The organism is Arthrobacter sp. 01T425 (genome assembly GCF_056398725.1).
Genome location: NZ_JBFTPY010000016.1, coordinates 103705 through 111546, shown reverse-complemented (window position 1 = coordinate 111546; position 7842 = coordinate 103705). Strand labels below are relative to the sequence as shown.

General features: G+C 61.4%; 5 protein-coding genes and 1 pseudogene. All 6 read left to right on the top strand.

Annotated elements, in window-relative coordinates:
- Window positions 1-258 (top strand): annotated as a pseudogene (locus AC1DNG_RS17005) (acetyl-CoA C-acyltransferase); the annotation flags it as partial.
- Window positions 255-2384 (top strand): 3-hydroxyacyl-CoA dehydrogenase NAD-binding domain-containing protein, encoded by a 2130-nt coding sequence (locus AC1DNG_RS17000; protein WP_476887836.1) that lies wholly within the window; start codon window positions 255-257, stop codon window positions 2382-2384. The pseudogene AC1DNG_RS17005 and the gene AC1DNG_RS17000, both read left to right, overlap by 4 nt.
- A 690-nt stretch (window positions 2385-3074) precedes the next feature.
- Window positions 3075-3404, top strand: coding sequence for a hypothetical protein (locus tag AC1DNG_RS16995; RefSeq protein WP_476887835.1), 330 nt, complete (start codon window positions 3075-3077; stop codon window positions 3402-3404).
- A gap of 246 nt (window positions 3405-3650) precedes the next feature.
- The gene (locus AC1DNG_RS16990) at window positions 3651-3995 is read left to right on the top strand and encodes a carboxymuconolactone decarboxylase family protein (protein WP_476887834.1); all 345 of its coding nucleotides are present in this window, start codon (window positions 3651-3653) and stop codon (window positions 3993-3995) included.
- A 109-nt stretch (window positions 3996-4104) separates the two neighbouring features.
- Window positions 4105-4359: a hypothetical protein gene (locus AC1DNG_RS16985; RefSeq protein WP_476887833.1), complete on the top strand. Its 255-nt coding sequence runs from the start codon at window positions 4105-4107 to the stop codon at window positions 4357-4359.
- Between the two features lie 846 nt (window positions 4360-5205).
- Complete coding sequence (locus tag AC1DNG_RS16980) at window positions 5206-7521, top strand: FdhF/YdeP family oxidoreductase (protein WP_476887832.1); 2316 nt, start codon at window positions 5206-5208, stop codon at window positions 7519-7521.
- Window positions 7522-7842 lie beyond the last annotated feature (321 nt).

Here is a 7842-nt window from a genome sequence, read left to right as displayed (position 1 = left end):
GATCTGGATTTGATTGAAATTAACGAGGCCTTCGCCTCAGTGGTTATCCAATCGGCCAGGGACCTGGGGATCGACACGGACCGGATCAACGCCGACGGCGGCGCCATCGCCCTCGGCCATCCGGTCGGCGCATCGGGGGCCCGGCTTGTCCTGCACCAGGCACTCGCACTTCACCGCGCGGGAGGCGGGACCGGCGTCGTCGCCCTCTGCGGCGGCGGCGGACAGGGCGAGGCCTTGATCCTCAAGGCAGCCCAGTGAGCGCCGCAGTTTCCGGCGCTCCGGTCGGCAGCGTCAGCACCACGTATTCGTTCCTGAAGGAATTCGGGCTGCCCGGAGTGGGCACCTTCGCCCTGATTACGCTGACTGGCCGCGACCGCAAACCGGCCACCTTCAGCCCCGAGTCACTGATCGAACTTCGCACAGTTCTTCATCACGTCGGGGACCGTGCGGCAGCCGGAGAATTTGTCGCGGTCGGCATAACCGGTCAGGAGCGCAGCTTCGTGGCCGGTGCTGACCTGACGGCCGTGCGGGGCCTGACAGATCCAGACGCGGCCCGTCACATCGCCGCGCTCGGCCACGAAGTCTTCGGTGTCCTCGCGGAAATGGCCGTACCGACCTTCGCATTTATGAACGGCGCGGCCATCGGCGGGGGCCTGGAAATCGCCCTCGCCGCCGACTACCGCTCCGTCTCCGACACGGCGAACGGAATCTCACTGCCCGAGGCGTATCTGGGCCTGGTCCCTGGGTGGGGCGGCGTGTACCGGCTGCCCCGGCTGATCGGTCCGGCCAACGCAGTAAAGGTGATGATCCAGAACCCCCTAAGCAACAACAGAGCCCTCGACGGTACGTCCGCGTTCGACCTCGGCATCGCCGACGCCATCTTTGAGGCCGGCGATTTCCTGGAACAATCCCTGGCCTGGGCAGCCCGGATCATCACCGCTGATGCCGCCGTCCGTGAAAAGCTCGAGGAGCGGCGGGCCCTGAAGGCATCATGCACCCCGTCGGACTGGGACGACGCCGTTACCGCAGGCCGCGCCATCGTTAAATCCAAGACCGCGGATGCGGCACCTGCCCCGGGGCGGGTGCTGGACCTGCTCCAACGCGGCAGGAACCTCAGCCAGGCCGAATCCGCGAAGCTGGAAACCGAAGCGCTCACGGAGCTGATCCTGACGCCGCAGTTCAAGGATTCGGTGTACGCGCTTCTCGACGTCCGCCAGCGCCGTGCCCAAAATCCGCCCGGTGCCCCCGATCCGGATCTGGCCCGCCCGGTCACCAAGGTCGGCATTGTAGGTGCCGGGCTGATGGCCGGCCAGCTGGCGCTGCTCTTCGCCCGGCAATTGCAGGTACCCGTGCTCATGACCGACATCAACCAGGCACGGGTGGACCTAGGCGTGGGCTACGTCCACGGCGAGGTCGACAAGCTGCTCGCCAGGAAACGCATCACCCCCGACGCCGGCGGCCGCCTCAAAACACTTATCACCGGCTCCGTATCCAAGACCGCCTTTGCCGACGCGGACTTCGTCATAGAGGCCGTCTTCGAAGAACTCTCCGTCAAAAAACAGGTCTTCGCCGAGGTCGAAGCAGTCGTCTCCGCAGAGTGCATCCTCGCCACCAACACATCCTCGCTCTCCGTAACGGAGATGGCAGCAGACCTGCTGCACCCCGAACGTGTCATCGGGTTCCACTTCTTCAACCCGGTTGCCGCCATGCCCCTGGTGGAAATCGTCCGCGCCCCCAAGACCAACGACGAAGCCCTGGCCACTGCATTCGCGCTCGGCAAAGCCCTGAGCAAGACCACCGTCCTTGTCCAGGACGCGCCGGCGTTCGTGGTCAACCGCATCCTGCTGCGCCTGATGGCGGAAGTCTCCAAAGCCTTCGACGACGGCACCCCGGCCGGGACCGCGGACAACGCCCTCAAACCCATGGGGCTGCCGATGACCCCATTCACGCTGCTGGCCATGATCGGCATCCCCGTCGCCCAGCACGTCACCGAATCCCTTCATGCCGCATTCGGGCACCGGTTCCCCATCTCAGCCAACCACCAAAAGCTCATCAACCATGGGATCACAACCCTCTGGATCACAGACCACGACGGCCGCCGGTATCTCCCGCAGTCCACACTGGATCTGCTGGAACTCGGCAACTCCCCATCCACCTCTGAACAGCTGCTGGAACGCACCCAGGACGCACTTGCGCAGGAGATCGGGCTCCTGCTTGACGAAGGCGTCGTCGCGGCCGCCGAAGACGTGGACTTGTGCATGATCACAGGGGCCGGCTGGCCGCTTCACCTAGGCGGCATCACGCCATACCTGGATCGGACCGGCGCATCCGCAAGAGTAAACGGGAAGCGGTTTCACGAGTCTCGCGCATACGACACCGAGTGATACGCAGCCAATGCCGACAAGGCCATTCCGAGGAAATGTGATAGTCGAATACGTTCCGGTCCCGCGATAGGGGTCAAATCAGAACTGCGTGCCAACAGTCGTCACCCGTCGACAGAGGATTCTTTACGGAATTCCTTGCTACCCGTGTGCCTGCGTGCCGCTGGCATCGAGTCGGGAGGAGGCCCTGTGCCGGTCACCGGCGCGGCTGGCGGTGTGGGGGAGCTGTGGACCGGCGTCGGCCGCATCGGGCGCAACAGGTTGCCGCCAGGCTCGAACCGCTGCCAGCACCTGATAGTGCCGGGTCATCCCCGTACCGGGGCGCGGCTGGAGCCGGCATGTGACGGCATTGAACAAGAAGGCTTTCCGCAAGACCGTGCAGATATACCGGTCCGCCAATCTTGAACACATATACCCCCGCGGTGGGCCATTGATCACTCCGATCTATTGACAGGCAGAGACAGTCATCCTAGTGTTTACATACCGACCAGTTTGAATGAATATTTGCGGGAATGGGCACAGTGGCTTCAATCCCATACCCATCAACGAGCTGAGCAGAGAGCTAGAAAAGGATTCACAATCCTATTTGTTGCAGTAGTTGCCCACTAAAGCGATGTACCTCGGAGTGAAAAGTGTCAGTGATACGGTCTGTCCTCGACTTTCCAACAGCCGCCCTGCCCGCCACGGGGGTTTATGAAGAGCGAAGGAACCTGCCACGGCCAGCTGGCCCACGAGATGGCGGTCCTAGCGGATCCCGTGGCCTGCGGCTTGCTCAACGAAACGGTATCTATCAATCTTCGGGAGAACCTCGTGAGCTTTCACTTGCAGCCTGACTGGCAGCGCGCCCTGGGACAATGCGTGGAGATCTGGCTTGATGGGCAGCGGGTCCGGACTGGAACGGTTGAATCAGTTATGCCGGACAACTCGATACTTTGGATTGCAGCAGAAGCCCCGGATCTCCGACAAATGATGCTTAGGGATGATGGCTACCAGGTATTCGCCCGCTATGAGTGGTTGGACTGACCCACCAGGAGTAGGGATGCTGCCTAGAAGACAGGTGTCTCTAGGGCTCGACTGCAAACCAGCACACCGACCCCTCGCCATGGGCAACAAGGAAATGGAGAGGACGCCAAATGGACAATAAAGGAGGGAGCTGTGTCGGCTTGACTGACACAGCGTGTCGCGGCGAATTTCACCCGCGTTGTCGAACTCGGAATTCGAGAGGACTCACAACTTCGCACTGAACTTTATCGATTGAAAGGAGAGACCTTGTCAGAGAAAGAACTCTCGGGTGCGCAACGCATCCTCGGAGATTTCGCCCCGGCAATGGTGGGCTACACCGACGACGTGCTGTTCGGTCAGGTTTGGTCGAATGCCACCCTAACACCGAAAGAACGCAGCCTGGTGACAATCGCCAGTCTGGTGACTGGCGGCAGCCTCGAGCAGCTTACTTTCCACATACCCTACGCGGTCGAGAACGGCGCGACGGAAGAGGAACTCGTTGAGGCGATTACCCACATAGCGTTTTATGCCGGCTGGCCGAAGGCGATGTCAGCATTGACAGCCTCGAAACGAATTTTCCGCGGGGAGTACCCAAGGAATGGACGAAAGTAGGCTCCAACGTTTCTAGGTCAGTCCTAGAACGTCCATTCCGCTTGTAGATCTTCATCATCCACTAAGGAACACAGGCGTTCCGGGGTGGTTAGACAGAAGGGAAGAGATCATGTCAATTTTCATTGGCCCCCGGGCCATCTTTGACGCGTTTGGCCACTGCGCCAGCACTGCCATGAGAACCATCGCGCCGTCCCCCTTAAAGGAAACGGAAAGGCCTAACCAAGTGGAGCAGGGAGAGCTGACGTGCTCCCCCTGGGAAGGCCTGTACCTCGAACATGTACACACAGCCCAGTGGCTGGAAGAGGTGTCCGCGAGTCGCCAGCAACTGGATCTTTTCCTCACGAGCCTCATGTACGGCGAGTAGGAACTTCCTCCTGAGCGTACGGCTAAAGACAGACCCGGGCCATGACAGCCGTGCTTTACGCCAAGAGTCGCCTCAGCCGAATCGGCGCTTGCCAGCTCGATGAGCGGTCCCTGGTGGGTAAGTCAGGTTTCCGCGGGCGGGCGGCAGACAAGAGCTTCGAGGAAACAAGCGGCTACCGCCGGCCGAGGGCGTGAGGCTTCAGGGTCTGTCGACGGAGCCTTCTAACGCGCGTGGCTACCGGGCAGGTGGTCCCGAGCCACCTCGCGGCCGGCTCACAGCGCCTTTGCCATTACAGACCAGGAAAGACATCGTCAGAGATGAATGAGGAAAACGTTTTGGACTGGGCCGTTCTACACGGCGAGAATGTCCAGATTCGCAAGCATGGTCTAAAGGTCAGGCACGGTCGCGTTGACGCCGTGTCGGCCGACGCTTCAGTTCTCTGGATTGAGGCGAACGGCCCATTTCTCCGGACTCTCGTCGAAAAATCCCAAGGGTATACCGTGTGGCCCCGTGCCCAGAACGGCGGCAATTAATGCCTACAAGCCCAGTGCCAATCGCAGACTTCAGGCTCTCGCTTGCCTTGGGGGCCGATGACCTTCTGGATGCAGCGCACGACCACATGGTCGCACTTGCACTGGCGGATGGGACAAAAGGGGTCCTCCCCACCAGGCACTCCCACCAGGGCTACACCTTTACCCTCAGCAACCCCGTTCCATTTGGCCAGACCCAGGAACGAACTGCGTGGAGCGAGAGGGCGGATATCGCCATAGGCAGTAATGCGCCTCGGAAACCTAAATCTGCGCACAACCGTGCGATCGAACAAGCCCGGACCGCGGAGGTTGAAAAGTGAACACCGTACGTCCCGCACCTACCAAAGACATCAACGAGGACGACCTCGAAGTCCATCCACCCAAAAAGGCCGCTGCCGGAGTCAAAGCCGTGTCGGTCGCCTTGGAGCGGGGCCTCGCCCAGGCCGGCATCGCCCGGACCGTGCGGTCTATGTTGCGTGTCAACCAGCACGGCGGCTTCGATTGCCCGGGCTGTGCCTGGCCGGAATCCATCACAGGCAGGCGGAGTGCCGCGGAGTTCTGCGAAAACGGCGCCAAGGCAATCGCCGAGGAGAACACCACCCGGACGGTCACGCCGGAATTCTGGGCTGCCCATTCCATCGCGGAGCTGGAAACCAAGTCAGATCATTGGCTGGGCAACCAGGGCCGCATCACCGAGCCCGTGGTCATCCGGCCCGGGGAAAGCCATTACTCGCCCATCAGCTGGACGGACGCCTTCGCCTTGACCGGCGACCACATCCGCGCCACCACACCCGATCGCTGCGTGTTCTACACCTCGGGACGCACCGCGAATGAAACAGCCTTCATTTACCAGTTGCTGGCCCGCAGCGTGGGCACCAACAACCTGCCGGACTGCTCAAACATGTGTCACGAATCCTCAGGCTTCGCCATGAACCCGACCATCGGCATCGGTAAAGGGACTGTATCCCTGGAGGACATCCACGAGTCTGAGCTCGTGTTCGTAGTGGGCCAAAATCCCGGCACAAACCATCCACGGATGCTGTCCGCCCTCCGGGACTGCAAGAACAACGGCGGCAAAGTAGTGGCCATCAACCCGCTGCCCGAGGCCGGGCTGATGAACTTCAAAGACCCGCAGTCGCTCAGCGGCGTTGTGGGGCGCGGAACTGCCATTGCCGACGAATACCTCCAGATCAAAGTCGGCGGGGATCTGGCCTTGTTCCAGGCCCTGGGCCATCTCCTGCTGAAAGCCGAGAAAGAAGACCCTGGCACGGTAGTCGACCGGGCTTTCATCGAGGCCCAGACCGAAGGCTTCGACAACTATCTGGCCGCACGCAGCACCGTGGACTGGGTTGAGACCGCGAAGGCCACCGGCCTGAGCCGGGACGAAATCTCTGGAATCGCCGGCATGATGGCGTCGTCCAAAGCCACCATCATCTGCTGGGCCCTTGGGCTGACGCAGCAGCCGCACTCGGTGAACACACTCCGGGAAATCATCAACCTGCTGCTGCTACAGGGAAACTTCGGCAAGCCCGGCGCGGGGGCCTGCCCGGTGCGGGGCCACTCAAACGTTCAAGGCGACCGCACCATGGGCATCTGGGAGAAACCCCGTGAAGAAATCCTCGCCGCGCTGGACAAGGAGTTCGGACTGACCACCCCCCGCGAGCACGGCTACGATTCAACGGAAACACTGCATGCCTTCGAACTTGGCAACGTAGACGTCTTTGTTGCCATGGGCGGCAATTTTGCCGCGGCGAATTCAGACACGGGACCTCTCGAGGCAGGAATGAAGCGTGCCGGCCTGACAGTCCACATATCCACCAAGCCCAACCGCTCGCACATCGTCCATGGCCGCACTTCACTGATCCTCCCAACGCTCGGGAGGACGGACACCGACGACAAGCATCCAGGCGGGCGGCAGTTCCTCTCTGTGGAGGATTCAATGTCCGTGGTTCACTCCACGCAAGGGCGCCTGCATCCCGTGTCGGATCACCTGCTCAGCGAACCGGTGATCATAGCCAGGTTGGCGCAGGCTATCTGGGGGGACAACCACGCCGTAGACTGGCGGGCCATGGCCGAGGACTACGACGTCATCAGAGACCACATCTCCCGTGTCATTCCCGGGTTCGAGGACTTCAACACCCGCATCCGGAACAAGAACGGCTTCGTGCTGCCCAACCCGCCCCGGGACACCAGAACCTTCGATACAGACACCGGCAAAGCCAGGTTCACAGTCAGTCCGCTGGAGTACCTGGCCCCGCCGCCGGGCCACCTCATCCTCCAGACAATCCGCAGCCACGATCAGTACAACACCACCATCTACGGGCTGGACGACCGCTACCGGGGCATCTCCGAAGCCCGCCGCGTCATCCTGGTCCACGAGGATGACCTTCACGAACTCGGCTTCAAGGACCGGGACTTCGTGGACGTCATTTCCACGTTCCGTGGCGCTGACGGCCAGTCCAGCGAACGCAGGGCCGACAAGTTCCGCCTCATTGCCTATCCCACAGCCAAGGGTTGCGCCGCCGCCTACTTCCCCGAGGCCAATGCGCTGGTCCACCGGGAACTGGTGGCACGTGAATCCAATACACCCGGCTTCAAAGCCATGACCATCCGCTTCGTGAAGCACAGCTAGAAATCCACCGCGGCCCGGCCCGAACCCCCAGCCGCTGGAACTTGCCGGTCTTGGGTTCAATATCGACGTAGCGTGTTGACTGCATTCGCGGCTCACGCCGCAGGAGACACCTGCTACCGCTCCCCTCGGGATAGACAAACAAATTCGTAACTCATCTCGGTGCCCGGGCCAGAGGAACTGAATACGCAGCATGCCAGGGCATGAGGTCGGGCGGTCACAAGACGCAGGAAGTCTGTCACTACCGGAGTCTGTGTGTTTCCTGAGCCGATAGCCGACGTTATGTAAAGTTGACAGTATGACAGGACAAACTAGCTCTCTTCC